This window comes from Pantoea sp. UBA4549, from assembly GCF_002387285.1.
Lineage (GTDB): Bacteria > Pseudomonadota > Gammaproteobacteria > Enterobacterales > Enterobacteriaceae > Pantoea > Pantoea borealis.
Genome location: NZ_DGLH01000008.1, coordinates 46350 through 64748 on the forward strand (window position 1 = coordinate 46350; position 18399 = coordinate 64748).

Sequence of the window (18399 nt, forward strand, 5' to 3'; positions counted from 1 at the left end):
TGAGCCACAATGACGGAACACAAAGCTTCCTCCGCCATGGTTGAAGAAACTACCCCAGCGGACACTTCCCCGACGCCAGAAAACCAGCCGCCACGCGAAAAACAGCGCGATGGCCGGGTATTGAGCGCGGTGGCAATTGTAATTGCGCTGGCGATTGGCGCAGGCCTTTACCTGAACGGGAAACACCAGGCCGATGTACAGGCTCAGACTAACCAGCAGCTCAGTGAGCAGCTCAGCGCGCTGCAGCAGCAGCTTGGCAGCGACAAGCGCCAGCTGACGCAGCAGCTGAATGACGCCGGCACCGCCCTGCAGGAAGCGCGCACCAAGCAGGATAACAGCGCAAAAGAGCTGGAGACGCTGCGTGAAAAAGTCGCCACTATCTCAGGTAACGACACCCGCACCTGGCTGCTGGCGCAAGCCGACTATCTCGTGAAACTGGCGGGTCGCAAGCTCTGGAGCGATCAGGATGTCACCACGGCCGCTGCTCTGCTGAAAAGCGCTGATACCAGTCTGGCCGAGATGAACGATCCCAGCATGACCACTGTCCGCCGGGCGCTGACGCAGGATATCAGCTCGCTTTCAACCGTCAGCCAGGTCGACTACGACGGCATTATTCTGAAACTGAATCAGCTCTCTAACGGTGTAGACAATCTGCGCCTGGCGGACGATGACAACGACGATGCGCCCATGGACAGCGATGGCGGTGAACTCTCCGGCTCGTTGCGTGAATGGCGGCAGAACCTGGTGAAGAGCTGGCATAACTTTATGGATGATTTCATTACTATCCGCCGCCGCGATAATACTGCTCAGCCGCTTCTGGCTCCTAACCAGGACGTCTATCTGCGTGAGAATATTCGCTCGCGTCTGCTGATCGCCGCGCAGGCAGTACCGCGTCACCAGGAAGAGATCTATAAACAGTCGCTGGATGCGGTATCAAGCTGGGTACGCGCCTGGTATGACACCAACGATGCAGCGACCCGGGCGTTTCTTGCACAGCTGGATGAGCTGAGCCAGCAGACCATCTCTATGGACGTGCCGGATTCGCTGGAGAGTCAGCCGCTGCTGGAAAAACTGATGCAAACGCGCGTGCGCAATCTGCTGGCGCAGCCATCGGTTGCGGCTGAACAACAGGGAGGCTGACCATGCTAAAAGTACTGGTACTTTTCCTGCTGTTGCTGGCCGGCGTCGTGCTGGGCCCGATGGTAGCCGGGCATCAGGGTTATGTGCTGATCCAGACTGATAACTGGAATATTGAGACCAGCGTGACGGGGCTGGGGATTATCCTGATCCTGAGCCTGCTGGTGATTCTGCTGGCAGAGTGGATCCTGCGCCGTCTGTTCCGCACCGGCGTCCGCACGCGCGGCTGGTTCACCGGCCGTAAACGTCGCAGCGCGCAGCGTCATACGCAGCATGCGCTGATGAAGCTGGCGGAAGGCGACTATCAGCAGGCAGAAAAGCTGCTGGCGAAGAATGCCGATCACGCCGATCAGCCGGTAGCAAACTATCTGCTTGCGGCCGAAGCGGCACAGCAGCGCGGCGATGAAAGCCGGGCTAATCAGCATCTGGAGCGCGCCTCCGAACTGGCAGATAACAATACTATTCCGGTAGAGATCACCCGGGTACGGTTGCAGCTGGCACGCAATGAAGATCATGCGGCGCGTCATGGTGTCGACCGTTTGCTGGAGGTCGCGCCGCGTCATCCGGAAGTGCTGCGTCTGGCAGAGCAGGCCTATATTCGAACCGGCGCCTGGGGCGCCCTGCTGGATATTCTGCCGGTGATGCAAAAAGCCCGGATTAACGATGATGCACAGCGTCATGCGCTGCAGCAGCAGGCGTGGCTGGGATTAATGAACCAGGCGATGGCCGATCAGGGTAGCGAGGGCCTGAAGCGCTGGTGGCAGAGTCAGAGTCGCAAGACGCGACAGGAAACTGCGCTGCAGGTGGCCATGAGCGAGCATCTGATCGAGTGCAACGATCCCGATACGGCTCAGGATATTGTGCTGGATGGTCTGAAAAAGCAGTATGACGATCGGCTGGTGCTGCTGATGCCGCGCATCAAAAGCGGCAATCCTGATGCGCTGGAGAAAGCGCTGCGTCAGCAGATCAAACAGCATGGCGCCACGCCGCTGCTGCACAGTACGCTCGGGCAGTTGCTGATGCGCCACGGTGAGTGGCAACAGGCCGCTGATGCGTTTGAGCAGGCGCTGGCGCAGCGTCCTGATGCGTTTGATTATGCCTGGCTGGCGGATGTCTACGATCGCCTGCAGCGTCCGGAGGATGCGGCCAGCATGCGCCGCGAGGGCCTGCTGCTGACGCTGAAGAATAATCCGGCCACCTGATTTATGCTTGTTGTTTGTCTGCCGGGCTTGTCCCGGCTTTTTTTTGCCTGAACCCTGCCCGCTGCCCCGGAAACAGATAAAAAAACACCTGCCAGAAGCAGGTGTAAGATCAGGTCATAAGACAACTGATGGTATCCGACTCAACGTAATGTCCGTCTAACTACAGTAGCGCAGAGCGTTACTGCCAGGCTGGACAACGGATACCGTAAGGGGCTCTGCATCATTCCCAGGTTTATGTCGCATACGCGGACATAAGAGGTGGAATGAGCATCTACGACAGGAAGTATTGCACAAGATGTGCCAGATTGGCATTTTTCTTAAAAAGCTTCTCAGATTCAGGAAGTTAACGCTGCTGCCCTCTTATCTGAAAAGCGAGATGCCGCAGGCAGTATGCCATTGCGGTCATTTTCGTCGCAAAACAACGACAAACCGATCTCTCACGGAATAAATTTAATTTTATCAAAGCGTTATTTGTCGTAAAAATACGACAAAAACCGCAGGGTCGCATTTATGCGACCCTGCCCGCGGATCGTATCGCGTGTTACGTCATTACGTATCGTACCCGTCTTGAACCAGGGCGCCATGAATGGCGCCCCTACAAAATTGTAGGGGTCACATTTATGCGACCCTGCCTGCAAATCATATCGCGGGTTTTTTGTGGGGGTGCATTCATGCGACCCTGGCCGCGGATCGTATTGCGGGTTTACGTCATTACGTATCGCATCCGCCTTTAACCAGGGCGCCATGAATGGCGCCCCTACGAAATCGTATCGCGCGTTTTCTGTAGGGGTCGCATTTATGCGACCCTGGCCGCAAACCGTATTGCGTGTTTAAACCACGGCGTCATTACGTACCGCACCCGTTTTAAACCAGGGCGCCATGAATGGCGCCCCTGCGAAACCGTATCGCGCGTTTTCTGTAGGGGTCGCATTTATGCGACCCTGGCCGCAAACCGTATCGCGTATTTTCTGCAGGGGTCGCATTTATGCGACCCGCATTGTGAGGTGTTCTGAATTGCGCACAAACGAAAAAAGCCTGCTTTTTCAAGCAGGCTTTTCGAATATGGTCGGCGAGAGAGGATTCGAACCTCCGACCCACTGGTCCCAAACCAGTTGCGCTACCAAGCTGCGCTACTCGCCGATTTTTTACTTCTTTACTTCTGTTACTAAAATTCTGCCTGGTGCGAAGAGAGGGACTTGAACCCTCACGTCCGTAAGAACACTAACACCTGAAGCTAGCGCGTCTACCAATTCCGCCACCTTCGCATGTCCCAGCAAAATCTGGGGTGGCTAATGGGACTCGAACCCACGACAACTGGAATCACAATCCAGGGCTCTACCAACTGAGCTATAGCCACCATAATTCTGGTGCGTAAGCTGTTACGCTTACTATTCACTGCATAACGCGGTTAAAACCAACCACCGAAGCTCTTGCGCCCAAAAGAAAATGGCGCGCCCGACAGGATTCGAACCTGAGACCTCTGCCTCCGGAGGGCAGCGCTCTATCCAGCTGAGCTACGGGCGCGTAGCGCCGTTGCGGATGGGCATACTACGTATTTGGCTTCACCCTGTCCAGTGCTTTTTAAAGAAAAAAACGCGTTTGGTTATGGTTTGTGCATTCCGTCGATAAATAGCGCAGTTTCACGCTTATATGCTAAAAAATTGCTGGATTAATCAGCAGCCTCAGAGATCGCCGCGCCAGTGGTAGCGCAAATATTTCAGCAGCTTGAGTTGCCGGCGCCAGCGCGAAGGCTGACGGATCAGTCGATAGAGCCACTCCAGCCCCAGACGCTGCCAGAGACGCGGCGCGCGGGTAACGTTGCCGGTGAAAACATCATACGTGCCGCCTACCCCCATATAGAGCGCATCAGGCCAGTGCTGACGGCAGTCGCGCATCAGAAGTTCCTGGCGTGGCGATCCCTGCGCTACGGTAACTATTTTGGCACCGCTTGCGGCGATACGCGCAAACAGCGCCTCGCGTTCAGCCGGGGCGAAGTAGCCGTTCTGGCTACCGACAATGTTCACGTTCCACTGACGCTGCAGTTTGTCACAGGTCTCCTGCAGCACCTGCTCGCGGCCGCCAATTAAAAACACCGGGATCCCGGCGCGTCCGGCGCGCTCCATCAGCGCCTCCCACAGATCGGCACCGGCAATGCGGCTGACCTGCAGTTGCGGATACTTTTTGCGCAGCGAGCGGACAATGCTGATGCCATCCGGATATTTGAATTCTGCTTCGCCAATCAGCGCGCGCAGCTGCGCATCCTCTTCCAGCGTCAGCATCTTTTCAGCATTGATTGCAATCAGCGTACCGCGGCGGGGCGTATTGTCAGGCAGCAGAAAGCTGACAAAGCTCTCCATATCATTAAAAGCATGCAGCTCAACGCCGCGTATAACGTAGTGCGGCTCAGGGGTAGTCATGGTTTTCATCTTCCGTTTTGCACCGTGATCAGGAGGAACCGCGCAGCGACTGAATATGACGCGGGCGAATAAGCCCTGCACGCGCCAGCAGCCAGCAGAGCAGCTTTGCCAGGCCTGTACAGGCGGCAAAAATGATGCAGAAAAACACCACGCGCGAGCCGAATGCGTCCAGCCCCTCGCGAGCCAGAACGATCATATTAAAGACAGCACCAAAGCAGAAACTCTGCAGAACCGCGCCGGTATAGCGGTTATCGCTATCGCGTCCCTGCGTATAAAGCGCATCAAAACCTTTCATCAGGAGACCCACCGCCACCGCTCCCAGCGGAATAAACAGTACGCCGCCCATGATCAGCAGCGAACCAAGCAGCGTCGGCGAAATAGCCAGGCCGGAGTGGTTGTTCAGAACCTCCCAGGTAAAATAGTTAGCGCTGTTCAGTATTGCCGCAGGGCGATCGGGCCACAGCCATCCCGGAATAAAGACATAAAAGTCGCGCCAGAGCGGAGCCAGTCCCTGAAAATCAATCTTGTCGTAGTTCTGCAGCAGCAGCGCCAGGTTTTCCCACGGCGAAAACGTATCACGCGTCAGGTAAAGAAACGTGTAAAAGGCTTCTGCCCCGGCCACATCCAGGTTGTAGCGCCGCAGCGCCAGCCAGAACATACCGCAGATTGCCATCGCCCCTGCGCCTGCCAGCATCCAGAGCGTGATCCAGCCGCGCGTAATACCAATAAACAGAAACAGCGCAAAGGCGATGATGATATTCGCACGCGTGCCGCCCACCAGCGCATAGGTCAGCAAGCCAAAGGCCACTGTTACCAGCAGAAACAGCAGCCACTGCCGCTGTGTCGGATGCAGAAAATAGCGAATCAGCATCGCCGGGATAAAGAAGTAGAAGAAGCGTTTTAGCGCCACGCCAGAAACCTCACTCGAGAAAATCTGGTTATAGGCGGAGAGCCGGAACAGCAGCAGCCCGTTGTGCATGAAAAACACGGTCACCGTGCCAATAGCGACCAGCGCCAGCAGCAGGCAGGTGAGATGGGTCTCGACCCGATCCATCACCAGCCACGGCTTGCGCGGCGCGGCGCTGGCTGGTCGCAGCCGCACTTTATAACTGACATAGTAAATAGCGTAGAAGCTGGTTGCTGCCAGCAGCGCCTGCAGCAGAAACGTTGCCGGCACCACGGCCACATCAAAGCGAAATACCAGCACGCTGGTCAGAGGGAAACCAAAGTAGAAGGTCAGCAGAAACAGCAGCGTAAAAAAGAGATGAAAGTTAAAGCGTACGCGCCTGAACTCACGCCAGGTCAGCGTCAGGATAAAGCCCAGCGAGCAGAGATAAACCACCAGCAGACCACTAAACTGCAGCAGGCTCATGATGCACGTCCTTCACTCAGGCTGAGCGCATGGCGCCAGCCGGCAAGATAGCCCGGCGCAAAAAAGGCGATGCCTGGTTTATCACATGCCGTCAGCTGGCGCTGTGCTTCTCCGATGCGGCCGGCATCCAGTTCGTCGCAGCTGAACAGCACCGGAATGCCTTGCTCGCTGAGATCGCGCCAGAATGGATTCTTACGGTTCAGCACAAAGGGAATGTTAGCCTGAATCAGCAAACAGAGTGTGCCAATCCCCTGCTGCCGCTCAAACATAAAATAGCCAAGCTGACAGCGTCTGAGCAACTGCAGGTAGGCCGGGAAATCGAGCCTGTCGCGAATCAGCGTAACCTGTCCGGCCGGAAACAGACGCTGTGCCGCCGCATCGATCTCATCAATATAGGCATAATTGTTTGTCGGATAACCAAGCGGAACCAGTACGCTGACCTCCTCGCCGAACTGCCGGCGTATCGCCTGCAGACCTTCAATATGCCGGTTGCTGCGGTCACCGGAGTTGCCCAGCAGAATCGTCAGTGTACCGTCCGATGTCGCGGCTGCAGGCAGCGCAATATCAGGCATGCGCGTCGGAAAATAGAGCAGCGATGCCGGCACCTGCGGATGCCGCTGCTGATAAAAACAGAGATCGCCACGGGTGGCAAACACCTGCGCCACTCGCCCCTGCGCCATGCGTCGCAGCAGATAGAACAGGCGATATTTCAGCCCGGCTCCCTCTTCATACAGATCAGCCCCCCAGACGTGCCAGAACGCCTGATGGCGGCGGATCTTTCCGCTGAGCAGCGCCAGCCAGAGACGCGGGTTAAACTGTCCGTGGAAGAAAAAACGCCGGGAGCGATCGGCTGCGCGTGCTATCACCGCCTGTGCCAGCGCGGCTTTACTGGTGAAGGTTTCGATCTGCAACTGGCTACAGGCGGGCAGCGAGCCAGGCGCAGCAACCACCATAAAGTGGCGCGGCGCGGCGGCAGGCAATTCAGTGCTGATCACGTCATTAAAGAAACGCAGCACCGTCTGATTGTGATGCGGGATATCAGATCCCAGCACATGAAATAACGTCATTTTGTCCGGCAATAAATCAGGAAAGCGCCACAGCAAAGGGCAAAATAGAGTATATAGGTCGCCATATACGCCTGCGCTGCACCAGCCGCGCCGTGAAGCGGGATCAGCCAGCGCGAAAACAGCGTCAGCAGAGCGAACTGGCTAATTTCGGTGAGAATATAGAAGCGCAGTGACGCTTTGGCGATCACCAGATATCCGAAAACATAGGCGCCGACTTTAAAGAGATCGCCACATAACTGCCAGATAAAAAGATCGCGCATGCCGCTAAACTGCGGGGAAAACAGCAGCCAGATCGCCATGTCGCGCAGCAGCCAGACGCAGAAACTGGCTGCCGCCACCGCCGGCAATACAAAACGCAGCGCGCGTCCAATCTCCTGCGCAATTTGCGGCTTGTGCTCAAGGCGTGCCAGCGTTGGCAGTAGCCAGACGCTGAAGGTGGCGGTAATAAACTGCAGATAGGCGTCAGAAATCGTGGTGACGCCCTGCCATAATCCTACCTGAGCCCAGCCCTGCTGTTCCGCCAGCAGATTACGCATCATCACCCACGCCACCGGCAGCGTGACCGAGGTCATCAGCGCCATCAGCGTATATTTTGCCAGATTGCGTGCCAGTGCCGGCTGCCATGCCGGTCTGAGCCAGCGCAGCGGCAGCACCGCACGGTGGCGCCGCAGCATAATCAGCGCCGGCACCACCAGCAGCGCCGGTACCAGCGCCAGGCCCGCCAGCGCCCCCTGATAACCGCCCAGCCGCCAACACACAATATAACCGGCCACCCCTGTCAGGCTGCCGGTTATCAGCGCCAGCGCATTGCCGCGCGCATCGCGAAAGCCTTTCAGCAGCGCCAGGGCCAGGTTCGCCCAGGCGATGCCAAACTGCAGAAACGCCACGATGCGCACCACACTCTGATAATGATCGTGTCCAAACAGTAACCGGCTGACCGGCGCAGCGCCCAGCAGCAGACCCGCGGCCAGCAATACTGAAAAGCCCAGCACCATTGCAGAGGCTGTGCCGGTCAGCGCCCGCAGCTGCGCGGGCTCATGCTGCAGCTGCGCCACGCTGGCGGTGACGCCATTGAAAATGCCCGCGCCGGCCAGGACGCCGAGCACGGTGATCAGCTGCCGGAAGTTACCCGCCTGCCCGACGCCTTCCGGACCAAAACTCAGCGCCAGCAGCTTTACCACCAGCAGACCGGCCGCGATTTTGACCAGCGTGGAGGCCGCGGTCCAGACCGATGCTTTTGCCAGCGACATCAGGCAAAGTAGCTCAGCAGAGAGCTAATCACGGTACGCTGATTGTTATCTGACAGGTTATAGAACAGCGGCAGGCGCAGCAGGCGCTCGCTGTCGCGCGTGGTCACACGATCCTCACCGTGGAAGCGGCCAAACCGCTCACCGGCCGGCGACGTATGCAGCGGAATATAGTGAAACACCGTGAGGATCTCCGCTTCTTTCATCCAGCGTATCAGCGCGTCGCGATCGTCACTGTCGCGCAGTTTCAGATAGAACATATGCGCGTTATGACAGCAGCTATCCGGCACTGCCGGCAGCGCAATCCGTCCCTGAGCTGCCAGCGGCTGTAGCGCGTCGTAGTAGCGCTGCCACAGTCGCAGCCGCTGCTGATTAATGGTCTGCGCCGCTTCCAGCTGCGCCCAGAGATAGGCCGCCTGCAAATCGGCCATCAGGTAGCTTGAGCCGATATCGCGCCAGGTATATTTATCCACCTGACCGCGGAAAAACTGACTCCGGTTGGTGCCTTTTTCCCGAATGATTTCAGCACGCTCGGTGAGCGCCGCATCATTTATCAGCGTCGCGCCGCCCTCGCCTCCGGCGGTGTAGTTTTTCGTTTCATGAAAGCTAAAGCAGCCAATGTGTCCGATGGTGCCGAGCGCACGACCTTTATACTGTGACATCACGCCCTGCGCGGCATCTTCAATCACATAAAGCTGATGCTTTGCCGCCAGCGCCATAATGGTGTCCATTTCACACGCCACGCCCGCATAGTGCACCGGTACGATAGCGCGTGTTTTCGGCGTGATCGCTGCCTCAATCTGTGTTTCGTCGATGTTCATCGTATCCGGACGCACGTCAACAAAGACAATGGTGGCACCGCGCAGCACAAACGCGTTGGCAGTAGAGACAAAGGTATAGCTCGGCATAATCACTTCGTCGCCAGGCGCAATGTTGATCAGCAGCGCTGCCATCTCCAGCGAGGCAGTGCAGGAGGGGGTCAGCAGCACTTTTTTACTGCCAAAATGCTGCTCCATCCACTGCTGGCAGCGACGGGTGAAGCCGCCGTCACCGCACAGTTTGCCGCTGGCCATTGCCGACTGCATATAGTCTGTTTCAGTGCCCACCACAGGGGGCGCGTTAAAAGGGATCATGGTGCTTTCCTGTAGAACCAGTAGGCGGTGCTTTCCAGCCGGGCACCGCAGCGTAAATAGAGGCGCAGCGCCGCAAGATTGCTGAGCTGCGTGGCAACGCGCAGTTGTGACAGCTGACGCACCCGGCCCCAGTCAGCGGCGGCCAGCAGCAGACGCTGGCCGATTCCCTGCGATCGGGCGTCCGGCAGCACGGCCAGCAGTCCGATACGTGCGTCGCCGTTCACTTCACGGATGGAGACAAAGCCCTGCAGGCTTCCCTGCTCATCGCAGGCGATCAGACACTGGTGATCAAAGGTGCCGCGCACCGCGTTTTCAATCCACTGCGCATAAAACCGGCCGCTGTCGGCCGCGTCAAACCACGGGGCGCGAAACCGGCTCTGGCTGAATGCCTCTGCGGCAGCGGCACGCAGCGCCGGGATCTGCGCCTCACGCGCAATCCGCACGCCGGACTGACGCGCTGTCTGCGTCAGCGCCAGCGTCAGATCGGCTTCGCCCTCAACCAGCTGAAAGCCGTGCTGGCAAACCGCATCAATCGCCGCGGTCTGCTCTGCCGGAATTTTTATCTGCAGCAGGCCCGTCGCCTGCTGCAGCGCCTGCGGCAGCGTCAGCTCTCCCGGCAGCGTCAGGCGCGCCGTGGGCTGATGAAAGAAGGCGCTCTCCCACTCAAGGGGATCAATACTGACGCGGACGGGCATGTAAGATATCCAGCAGATACTGGCCGTAGCCGGTTTTGGTTAACGCCTCGCCTGCCGCCTGCAGCTGCGCATCGCTCAGCCAGCCGTTGCGCCAGGCAATCTCTTCCAGACAGGCTATCTTGAAACCCTGCCGCTTTTCCACCGTCTGCACGAAGACGCTGGCTTCCACCAGGCTGTCGTGTGTGCCGGTATCCAGCCAGGCAAACCCACGGCCCAGCAGCTCAACAGAGAGTGCGCCTGCCTCCATGTACATCTGATTAATCGCCGTAATTTCCAGCTCACCGCGCGCCGAAGGCTGGACGCGCTTTGCAAACTCCACCACGCGACGATCGTAGAAATAGAGGCCGGTGACGGCCCAGCGTGATTTTGGCTGCGCCGGCTTCTCTTCGATTGAAAGCGCATTAAACGCTTCATCAAACTCCACCACGCCAAACCGCTCGGGATCCATTACCTGATAGGCAAATACCGTTGCACCTTCAGTGCGTGCAGCCACCTTTTTCAGCTTCGGACTGAAACCCTGTCCAAAGTAGAGATTATCACCCAGCACCAGACAGCAGTGGTCGTCGCCAATAAACGATTCACCAATAATAAAAGCCTGTGCCAGCCCATCCGGGCTTGGCTGCTCCGCATATGACAGCCGGATACCAAACTCACTGCCATCGCCCAGCAGACGCTCAAAGTGCGCCCGATCGTCAGGCGTGGTGATGATTAACACATCGCGGATGCCCGCCAGCATCAGGACAGAAAGGGGATAATAAATCATCGGCTTGTCATACACCGGCAGCAGCTGCTTGGAAATTGCGCGGGTAATCGGATGCAGGCGCGTTCCTGAACCACCCGCCAGAATAATACCTTTCATCATTGCTCCTTCTGGCTATGCTTCAGCGCGATGTGGTTAAGCCGAGGCGTTCAGCGCGATAGCTGCCGTTGAGAATAGCCTGCCACCACTGCGGGTTAGCCAGATACCACTCCACCGTTTTACGTATGCCGCTCTCAAAGGTTTCCTGTGGTGTCCAGCCCAGTTCGCGGGCAATTTTACCGGCATCGATGGCGTAACGCAGATCGTGTCCGGGACGGTCGGTAACAAAGGTGATCAACTCACGATAGCTGCCGATCGCCGCGGGACGTTGCCCGGGGGCAAGCTCATCGAGCAGATCGCACAGGGCATGCACCACATCAAGATTACGTCGCTCATTATGACCGCCAATATTATAGGTCTCGCCTGCTTTGCCGTGACTGACAACGGTATAGAGCGCGCGCGCATGATCTTCCACATAGAGCCAGTCGCGGATCTGGCTGCCGTTGCCATAAACCGGCAGCGCCTTGCCCGCCAGCGCATTGATGATGGTCAGCGGGATCAGCTTCTCCGGAAAATGGCGCGGGCCATAATTATTGGAGCAGTTGGTCACTACCACGGGGAGGCCATAGGTTCGCATCCAGGCACGCATCAGATGATCGCTGCTGGCTTTTGATGCGGAGTAGGGGCTGCTCGGCGCGTAAGGCGTGGTTTCGGTAAAAAAGTCGTCCGTGCCGTGCAGATCGCCAAACACTTCGTCCGTAGAAATATGATGCAGCAGGAAATCAGCCTGGCGCGTGCTCTCCAGCGTCTGCCAGTAGTGGCGTACCGCTTCCAGCAGATGATACGTGCCGACAATATTGGTTTCGATAAAGGCAAACGGACCATCAATCGAGCGATCGACATGGCTTTCTGCTGCCAGATGCATCACGCAGTCGGGCTGATACTGCGCCAGTACCCGGTCAAGCTCTGGCCGGTGACAGATATCAACCTGCTCAAAGGTAAAACGCGGATCGTGCTGCACGTCAGCCAGCGACGCCAGATTGCCGGCATAGCTCAGCTTATCCACCACCACCACCTGGTGCTCCGTGCTTTCAATCAGAAAGCGCACCAGCGCTGAGCCAATAAATCCCGCGCCGCCGGTGATCAGAAAGCGCTTCATCGCCAGACTCCTTTGGTATCGACAATCCACGGCTGGGCAATTTGCGCGGCGTCAATCGCCCGGAACCGGGCATGATCGACCAGCATGACCAGAATGTCAGCCTGCTGCAGCGCCTGCTCTGCAGACACCAGCGACGCGTCCTGCGCCAGCCGGTCAGGGATCGTCGTAACGTGCGGCTCGACAACCCAGGTTTTTCCGCTGTGCCACGCCGCAATACGCTGCGCTACCGCCATCGCCGGACTCTCACGCAGATCGTCGATATCGGGCTTAAAGGCCAGCCCGAAGCAGGCAATTGCGATCTCGCTGGCACGCTTATCACTCTGCGTCACACACTCTGCCAGCGCCTGTTTTACCTGTTCCAGTACCCAGCCAGGCTTGGCATCATTCACTTCACGCGCGGTGCGGATCAGCCGCGCCTGCTGCGGGTTCTGCGCCACAATAAACCACGGGTCGACGGCAATGCAGTGCCCGCCCACGCCGGGGCCAGGCTGCAAAATATTAACGCGCGGATGACGGTTCGCCAGCGCTATCAGCTCCCAGACGTTGATCTTCTGATCGGCGCAAATCAGTGACAGCTCATTCGCAAAGGCGATATTGACATCGCGAAAGCTGTTTTCCGTCAGTTTGCACATCTCCGCCGTACGCGCGTTGGTTTCAACGCAGGCACCGCGCAGAAAAATACGGTACAGCTCGCTGGCCCGCGCTGAGCAGGCGGGCGTCATGCCGCCAATCACGCGATCGTTCTCCAGCAGTTCGGTCATAACTTTGCCAGGCAGCACCCGCTCCGGACAGTAGGCGATAAAGATATCGCTTTCACCCTCATGCTGAGGGAAACGCAGATCGGGACGCGCCTCTGCCAGCCACTCTGCCATCTGCTCTGTGGCGCCGACCGGCGAGGTAGACTCCAGAATAACCAGATCGCCGGTTTTCAGTACCGGTGCCAGCGACAGCGCTGCCGCACGGACAAAGCTCAGGTCTGGCTGATGATCGTTCATAAAGGGCGTCGGCACTGCGATCAGAAACGCCTCTGCCGGTTCTGCCGTTGTGGTGGCGCGCAGCAGCCCCTGCTGTACCGCCTGCCGGACGACCTCACCGAGATCGGGCTCCACGATATGGATTTCACCCCGGTTAATGGTTTCAACGGCGCGCAGATTGACATCCACGCCCACGACCTGCTTTCCCCTTGAAGCGAAAACGGCTGCCGTTGGCAGCCCGATGTAACCCAGTCCGATGACGGAAATGGTATTAAAAGACATAATTAAACTCTGTTGTTGTTCAGCGCCTGCAGAATGCGTGCACAGGCGTGGCCGTCGCCATAAGGGTTGTGCGCCCGGCTCATACTCTGCCACGCCTCTTCATCCTGCAGCAGCAGGGTGACTTCAGCGACAATGGTATCGATATCCGTGCCAACCAGTTTTACCGTCCCTGCCGCGACCGCTTCCGGCCGCTCTGTGGTATCACGCATCACCAGCACCGGTTTCCCCAGCGACGGCGCTTCTTCCTGAATCCCACCGGAATCGGTGAGGATCAGCCATGAACGGTTCATTAACCAGACAAACGGCAGATACTCCTGCGGTTCGATCAGAATGATATTATCGATGCCGCTAAGTATCCGGTTAACCGGCTCGCTGACGTTGGGATTGAGATGCACCGGATAGACAATCTGCGCCTGCGGATGAAGGCGGGCAATCTGCGCCAGCGCGCTGCAGATACGCTCAAAACCCTTACCAAAACTTTCGCGCCGGTGACCGGTAACCAGGATCAGCTTTCTGTCCGGATCCAGAAACGGATAGCGCGCCGCCAGGCGGGCATTGAGATCGGCATTGGTCAGGACGCGATCGCGTACCCACAGCAGCGCATCGATCACCGTGTTGCCGGTGACGAAAATACGCGCATCAGGAAGATTTTCCCGCAGCAGGTTCTGCCGCGATGTCGTAGTGGGGGTAAAGTGATAGCTTGCCAGATGTCCCGTCAGCGTGCGGTTGGCCTCTTCCGGCCAGGGTGACATCAGGTTACCGGTGCGCAGGCCCGCTTCAACGTGGCCTACCGGGATCTGCTGGTAAAAGGCCGCCAGGCTGGCAGCCAGTGTGGTGGTGGTATCACCATGCACCAGCACCACGTCAGGTTTAAAATCGGCTAAAACGGTTTTCATGCCCTGCAGAATACGGCAGGTGATTTCGGTCAGTCCCTGCTCCGGACGCATGATATTTAAATCGTAATCGGGCTGCAGCTGAAACAGATGCAGCACCTGATCGAGCATTTCACGGTGCTGTGCGGTGACGCACAGTCGGGATTCAAACGCAGCATCCTGCGCCAGTGCCTGCACCAGCGGCGCCATTTTAATGGCTTCAGGACGGGTGCCAAATACAGTCAGTACTTTCACGCTGATTCTCTTATTGGCGAATAGCTGATAACGCACGCGGCCGGCGCACCAGCGCCACACCCGCGCCGACCAGCGCACCGATCGCTCCCCACATCACCATCATAAACAGACGGCGCGGGCTGTCGCGTGAAACGGGCTCTTCCGGCGTGCGCAGGTAGCGGTAAGTCTGGAACTGTTTATCCAGACGAGGGCCAGCCTGTAGCGTGCTCAGCATCGCCCTGTTTTGATCATAGCTTAAATCGTAGGCGGGGCCGCTGGCCTGCAGCATATCGAGCTGAGCCTGCAGTCGCTGCTGCCCCAGTAAAAAGCGGTCGCTCTCTGGCAGACTTTCACCCGCAGCGGGCGCCCGGTTATCGGTAATACCCTGCTGGCTGGCCAGCTTCAGCGCCTGTTCAATGCGCTGACGCTGGCGATCGTATACTGCCTGCGCCACGGCCTGCTGCCGGTCAACCTGCGACTGCAGCTGCACGTCTCGCGCCTGCCATGCGCCTTTCAGTTCTTCATTCAGATGACGGGCCGCACGCTCACTGGCGTAGGCAATGTACTGCCGTAAAAGATTGTTAGCGTCACCTGCGGTTTCTGCCACCAGCCGGACCGTATCAAGCGTGTTGTGCGCGCTATCTGCCGGCATAAACTGGATATTGGTGATCATGTCATCCAGCAGGGCGGCATCATTGTGTGCATTACCGCTTTTACGACTTTTAAAATAGTCGGTCTGCTGCCAGAAGTCGCGACGCGTATCCCATGACGCGAGCTGCATGGTGAACTCCTGATACACCTCATCCATTACGGTAGGTGCCGGATTATTCAGGCTCAGCGTAGTGCTGTGGATATCAAGGTTATTCAGAAACTGCTGCTGTACATAGTAGTCGCCCAGCATGTTCACCGTTGGCCTGTCGGTCACCGCCGTGGTGCTCCACGCCTGTTTCATCAGCATTGAAGCCAGCCAGGCCAGCAGGGCAAACAGAACAGCGCAGCCCGCTATCCAGCGTTTACCACGCCACAGCGTGCAGCCCAGGCCGCGAATATCCAGTTCATTCTCCACAACAGCGGTCATAACAGCGGTGTCCTTATCGGATGCTTATCCAGGTCATGTTTTATTGATATGCGCGTGATTCCATCTGCGCTTGAGACGGCGAATCATTCGTGCCATACGCCACGCGTGCTTAATACAGTAGCCGTAGAGCAGAAATGCCACCAGGAAGAGCACCAGCATGACCCACTCAGGTATGAAAGCCAGATATTCGCCCAGCACCCCAATGCCTGCCAGCAGCGCCGCCGCCAGCGTGATCAGCAAAAAAGCCTGCCGTGACGAGAAGCCGGCACGCATGATGAGATGGTGAATATGTTGCCTGTCGGCTGAGAAGGGACTCATGCCCTTGCGTAACCGGCGATACATGATGGCTACCATATCCATTAAAGGAATGGCGATCAGCCACAGCGCGGTGACCGGCGTAATAGGATGACTCAGGCCCTGAGTGGTTTCCAGCAGGATCCAGATAATGGTGAAACCGATCATGGTGCTGCCGGCATCGCCCATAAATACTTTATAGCGTTTGCCCAGAAAACCCAGGTTCAGCAGGATATAGGGAATAGTGGCGGCGATCATAGCGAAACACCACATAGCCAGGCTGGTCATGCCGTCGAAATAGAGAATGATACCCATTGCTCCGAACGTCACACAGGAGAGCCCGCCCAGCAAGCCATCAATACCGTCAACCATGTTAAACGCATTAATTGCCGCCCAGACGGCGAACAGCGTTAATACATAGCCAAAGGGACCCACGACAATCTCTACCGGCCCCACAATAAAACCCAGACTCAGCAAATAGAGCTTGGCGCCATACATCATCACGACGGCGATAATCGCCTGCATACAGGCACGAAACTTTACGCTGATATCAAAGCGATCGTCGAGCGCGCCTACCAGTACCAGCACGCCAGCACAGAACAGATAGAGCAGGCCATTCGGCATATAGGACTGCGTAATAAGGAACGCGAAGCAAACGCCGGCGTAAACGGAAATACCGCCAACGAGAGGAATAACACCCTGATGCTTTTTCCTTGCATTAGGTTTATCAACTAACCCGATTTTTTTTGCGACCTTGCGGGCCATAAAAAGGAATGCCAGAGAGAAGAGAAAAGTTAAACCCAGCTCTGCACCCATAGTGAGTAAATTCACATTAACGCTCTCAGCTAAAATCGTGGACAACAATAACCAAAACCCCGGTTATTGCTGTATATCCCTGTCTGACCAGGCCGCAGCGCGCGCAATTGCTGAAAAAATCGCCGCCTTTCTGCTTGCGTCATTCTAAACGTTTTCTGACTCGCCTAATCCTAATGCGCACAAATAAAAAACGCCACGATAAGCCGTGGCGTTTAACAGAAATAATGCCGATCTATTACCTGCGTAACAATATAATTGCTTCGCTTTTAGCCGCTTATGAGCGCTTCATCATATCGAAGAATTCATCGTTGGTTTTGGTCATTGCCAGCTTGTTGATGAGGAACTCCATCGCGTCAATCTCACCCATCGGATGAATAATTTTACGCAGGATCCACATCTTCTGCAGCTCTTCCTGAGAAGTGAGCAGCTCTTCTTTACGGGTACCGGAGCGGTTGTAGTCAATGGCCGGGAAGACGCGTTTTTCCGCAATTTTACGTGACAGGTGCAGTTCCATGTTACCTGTACCTTTAAACTCTTCGTAAATCACTTCGTCCATCTTCGAACCGGTATCAACCAGCGCTGTAGCGATGATCGTCAGGCTACCGCCCTCTTCCACGTTACGTGCTGCGCCGAAGAAACGCTTCGGACGATGCAGGGCGTTGGCATCAACACCACCGGTCAGTACTTTACCTGAGGCAGGTACCACGGTGTTGTAGGCACGCGCCAGACGGGTAATGGAGTCGAGCAGGATGATAACATCTTTCTTATGCTCAACCAGGCGCTTGGCCTTTTCAATCACCATCTCGGCAACCTGCACGTGACGTGATGCTGGCTCATCAAAGGTAGAGGCGATAACTTCGCCTTTAACCAGACGCTGCATCTCGGTTACTTCTTCCGGACGCTCGTCGATCAGCAGGACCATCAGCACGCAATCCGGATGATTGTAAGCAATGCTCTGCGCAATATTCTGCAGCAGCATGGTTTTACCCGCTTTAGGCGGTGCCACAATCAGACCACGCTGGCCGCGACCAATTGGCGACGCCAGATCCAGGACGCGAGCGGTTAAATCTTCAGTTGAGCCATTACCCCGCTCCATACGCAGACGACTGTTAGCGTGCAGCGGCGTGAGGTTTTCGAACAGAATCTTACTGCGGGCGTTTTCCGGCTTATCGTAGTTAACTTCGTTAACTTTCAGCAGGGCAAAATAGCGCTCGCCCTCTTTTGGCGGACGGATTTTACCGGAAATGGTATCACCAGTACGCAGGTTAAAACGACGAATCTGGCTGGGAGAAACATAGATATCATCAGGACCGGCGAGGTAGGAGCTGTCTCCGGAACGGAGGAAACCAAATCCGTCCTGCAATATCTCCAGCACGCCATCACCAAAGATGTCTTCGCCGCTCTTCGCATGTTGTTTGAGGATGGCGAAAATAATGTCCTGTTTGCGCATACGCGCCAGGTTTTCCAGCCCCATATTTTCGCCGAGAGTAATCAGCTCAGAAACCGGCGTATTCTTTAATTCGGTAAGATTCATAGTGATGGGTTCTTAAACTCGGGGTAATTCTCGAAATGATTGTCGTGAATGGTATGGCAAAAATTCCATGCCTGTTAATGGCTCTTT

General features: G+C 56.7%; 15 protein-coding genes and 4 tRNA genes. 2 read left to right on the forward strand and 17 right to left on the reverse strand.

All coding sequences use genetic code 11. The annotated features are described in order from the left end of the window. Window positions 1-9 precede the first annotated feature (9 nt). Together hemX and hemY are read left to right on the forward strand one after the other, a co-directional pair. On the forward strand, window positions 10-1140 hold the full coding sequence (hemX, locus tag B3041_RS06015) for a uroporphyrinogen-III C-methyltransferase (protein ID WP_292970105.1): 1131 nt from the start codon (window positions 10-12) through the stop codon (window positions 1138-1140). A gap of 2 nt (window positions 1141-1142) precedes the next feature. Next, window positions 1143-2339 carry a protoheme IX biogenesis protein HemY gene (gene hemY / locus B3041_RS06020; protein WP_065647809.1) on the forward strand — a complete coding sequence of 399 codons (1197 nt, stop codon included), beginning with the start codon at window positions 1143-1145 and terminating at the stop codon, window positions 2337-2339. Window positions 2340-3402: 1063 nt separating this feature from the next. On the opposite strand, the gene B3041_RS06025 is transcribed toward hemY, so the two are convergent. The 17 genes from B3041_RS06025 to rho all read right to left on the reverse strand — a co-directional run bounded on the left by B3041_RS06025 (window position 3403) and on the right by rho (window position 18312). Then, window positions 3403-3479 (reverse strand) — tRNA-Pro (locus B3041_RS06025). A gap of 38 nt (window positions 3480-3517) precedes the next feature. Then, window positions 3518-3604 (reverse strand) — tRNA-Leu (locus tag B3041_RS06030). Between the two features lie 16 nt (window positions 3605-3620). Then, window positions 3621-3696 (reverse strand) — tRNA-His (locus B3041_RS06035). 90 nt (window positions 3697-3786) lie between these two features. Then, window positions 3787-3863 (reverse strand) — tRNA-Arg (locus B3041_RS06040). A 158-nt stretch (window positions 3864-4021) separates the two neighbouring features. Next, the gene (wecG, locus tag B3041_RS06045) at window positions 4022-4756 is read right to left on the reverse strand and encodes a lipopolysaccharide N-acetylmannosaminouronosyltransferase (RefSeq protein ID WP_412159225.1); all 735 of its coding nucleotides are present in this window, start codon (window positions 4754-4756) and stop codon (window positions 4022-4024) included. Between the two features lie 28 nt (window positions 4757-4784). Next, window positions 4785-6128, reverse strand: coding sequence for an ECA oligosaccharide polymerase (gene wzyE / locus B3041_RS06050; protein WP_065647810.1), 1344 nt, complete (start codon window positions 6126-6128; stop codon window positions 4785-4787). Continuing rightward, window positions 6125-7195, reverse strand: a complete 1071-nt coding sequence (locus B3041_RS06055; protein WP_065647811.1) for a TDP-N-acetylfucosamine:lipid II N-acetylfucosaminyltransferase — start codon at window positions 7193-7195, stop codon at window positions 6125-6127. The genes wzyE and B3041_RS06055 overlap by 4 nt, the downstream gene beginning before the upstream one ends. Beyond that, window positions 7192-8445: a lipid III flippase WzxE gene (gene wzxE / locus B3041_RS06060; protein WP_065647812.1), complete on the reverse strand. Its 1254-nt coding sequence runs from the start codon at window positions 8443-8445 to the stop codon at window positions 7192-7194. The genes B3041_RS06055 and wzxE overlap by 4 nt, the downstream gene beginning before the upstream one ends. Next, the gene (rffA, locus tag B3041_RS06065; protein WP_065647813.1) at window positions 8445-9575 is read right to left on the reverse strand and encodes a dTDP-4-amino-4,6-dideoxygalactose transaminase; all 1131 of its coding nucleotides are present in this window, start codon (window positions 9573-9575) and stop codon (window positions 8445-8447) included. Before rffA ends, wzxE begins: the two co-directional genes overlap by 1 nt. Continuing rightward, window positions 9572-10270, reverse strand: a complete 699-nt coding sequence (gene rffC, locus B3041_RS06070) for a dTDP-4-amino-4,6-dideoxy-D-galactose acyltransferase (protein ID WP_292970112.1) — start codon at window positions 10268-10270, stop codon at window positions 9572-9574. Before rffC ends, rffA begins: the two co-directional genes overlap by 4 nt. Then, the gene (gene rfbA, locus B3041_RS06075; protein WP_065647815.1) at window positions 10248-11129 is read right to left on the reverse strand and encodes a glucose-1-phosphate thymidylyltransferase RfbA; all 882 of its coding nucleotides are present in this window, start codon (window positions 11127-11129) and stop codon (window positions 10248-10250) included. Before rfbA ends, rffC begins: the two co-directional genes overlap by 23 nt. Window positions 11130-11151: 22 nt before the next feature. Next, entirely contained in the window at window positions 11152-12228 is a 1077-nt protein-coding gene (rfbB, locus tag B3041_RS06080; RefSeq protein WP_292970114.1) for a dTDP-glucose 4,6-dehydratase, read from the reverse strand. After that, a complete protein-coding gene (wecC, locus tag B3041_RS06085; RefSeq protein ID WP_292970116.1) occupies window positions 12225-13484 on the reverse strand; it encodes a UDP-N-acetyl-D-mannosamine dehydrogenase in 1260 nt (419 codons plus the stop codon). Before wecC ends, rfbB begins: the two co-directional genes overlap by 4 nt. 2 nt (window positions 13485-13486) lie before the next feature. Next, window positions 13487-14611, reverse strand: a complete 1125-nt coding sequence (wecB, locus tag B3041_RS06090) for a non-hydrolyzing UDP-N-acetylglucosamine 2-epimerase (protein WP_065647921.1) — start codon at window positions 14609-14611, stop codon at window positions 13487-13489. A gap of 10 nt (window positions 14612-14621) precedes the next feature. Then, window positions 14622-15668, reverse strand: coding sequence for an ECA polysaccharide chain length modulation protein (wzzE, locus tag B3041_RS06095; RefSeq protein WP_065647818.1), 1047 nt, complete (start codon window positions 15666-15668; stop codon window positions 14622-14624). A 33-nt stretch (window positions 15669-15701) separates the two neighbouring features. Beyond that, complete coding sequence (wecA, locus tag B3041_RS06100; protein WP_065647819.1) at window positions 15702-16778, reverse strand: UDP-N-acetylglucosamine--undecaprenyl-phosphate N-acetylglucosaminephosphotransferase; 1077 nt, start codon at window positions 16776-16778, stop codon at window positions 15702-15704. A 274-nt stretch (window positions 16779-17052) separates the two neighbouring features. Further along, the gene (gene rho, locus B3041_RS06105; RefSeq protein WP_039381703.1) at window positions 17053-18312 is read right to left on the reverse strand and encodes a transcription termination factor Rho; all 1260 of its coding nucleotides are present in this window, start codon (window positions 18310-18312) and stop codon (window positions 17053-17055) included. Between the last annotated feature and the right edge of the window lie 87 nt (window positions 18313-18399).

Excerpts from the sequence above, each read along its gene's own strand:
- hemX (WP_292970105.1), top strand. The coding sequence starts at position 10 with ATGACGGAACACAAAGCTTCCTCCGCCATGGTTGAAGAAACTACCCCA.
- hemY (WP_065647809.1), top strand. The coding sequence starts at position 1,143 with ATGCTAAAAGTACTGGTACTTTTCCTGCTGTTGCTGGCCGGCGTCGTG.
- wecG (WP_412159225.1), bottom strand. The coding sequence starts at position 4,756 with ATGACTACCCCTGAGCCGCACTACGTTATACGCGGCGTTGAGCTGCAT.
- wzyE (WP_065647810.1), bottom strand. The coding sequence starts at position 6,128 with ATGAGCCTGCTGCAGTTTAGTGGTCTGCTGGTGGTTTATCTCTGCTCG.
- B3041_RS06055 (WP_065647811.1), bottom strand. The coding sequence starts at position 7,195 with ATGACGTTATTTCATGTGCTGGGATCTGATATCCCGCATCACAATCAG.
- wzxE (WP_065647812.1), bottom strand. The coding sequence starts at position 8,445 with ATGTCGCTGGCAAAAGCATCGGTCTGGACCGCGGCCTCCACGCTGGTC.
- rffA (WP_065647813.1), bottom strand. The coding sequence starts at position 9,575 with ATGATCCCTTTTAACGCGCCCCCTGTGGTGGGCACTGAAACAGACTAT.
- rffC (WP_292970112.1), bottom strand. The coding sequence starts at position 10,270 with ATGCCCGTCCGCGTCAGTATTGATCCCCTTGAGTGGGAGAGCGCCTTC.
- rfbA (WP_065647815.1), bottom strand. The coding sequence starts at position 11,129 with ATGAAAGGTATTATTCTGGCGGGTGGTTCAGGAACGCGCCTGCATCCG.
- rfbB (WP_292970114.1), bottom strand. The coding sequence starts at position 12,228 with ATGAAGCGCTTTCTGATCACCGGCGGCGCGGGATTTATTGGCTCAGCG.
- wecC (WP_292970116.1), bottom strand. The coding sequence starts at position 13,484 with ATGTCTTTTAATACCATTTCCGTCATCGGACTGGGTTACATCGGGCTG.
- wzzE (WP_065647818.1), bottom strand. The coding sequence starts at position 15,668 with ATGACCGCTGTTGTGGAGAATGAACTGGATATTCGCGGCCTGGGCTGC.
- wecA (WP_065647819.1), bottom strand. The coding sequence starts at position 16,778 with ATGGGTGCAGAGCTGGGTTTAACTTTTCTCTTCTCTCTGGCATTCCTT.
- rho (WP_039381703.1), bottom strand. The coding sequence starts at position 18,312 with ATGAATCTTACCGAATTAAAGAATACGCCGGTTTCTGAGCTGATTACT.